Annotated in this window: 1 protein-coding gene; it reads left to right on the top strand. The window is 59.9% G+C overall.

The window, feature by feature from the left end; all coding sequences use genetic code 11:
• Window positions 1–322, top strand: a 322-nt coding sequence (locus I8746_RS27015; protein ID WP_221101235.1) for an immunoglobulin-like domain-containing protein, incomplete at both ends; no start/stop codon positions are given.

Below are 322 nucleotides of genomic sequence, written 5' to 3'. Positions count from 1 at the left end.
CCTGACCAACAAAGATGGTCTGCCGATCAACAACCACAGTGCATTGACCTTCACGCTGAGCGACGGCAAAACCGTCATCACCGTGCCGGCCAACGGCACCGTGGGTACTGCTACCGTGACTGCCCCGGACAACGTCTACGTCGGCACCAACGACCCTGTGATCAAATCGATCGCTACCGTTGAAGGCGCGGATGTCGGCAAGTTCGAGCAACTGACCCTCGACAAGACGCCGGTCAGCACTACCGTCACCGACGAGCCTGGTACCCCAGGCAACCCGGGCGGCAGCAACGAAGGCGACCTGGTCAAGGTCACTATTACTGCT

Origin of the sequence: Pseudomonas sp. USTB-Z, assembly GCF_019691255.1 — a bacterium.
In the GTDB taxonomy this organism is placed as follows: domain Bacteria; phylum Pseudomonadota; class Gammaproteobacteria; order Pseudomonadales; family Pseudomonadaceae; genus Aquipseudomonas; species Aquipseudomonas alloputida.
Note: the sequence above shows the minus strand (reverse complement) of the source record. Positions and strands in the feature narration are given on the sequence as shown.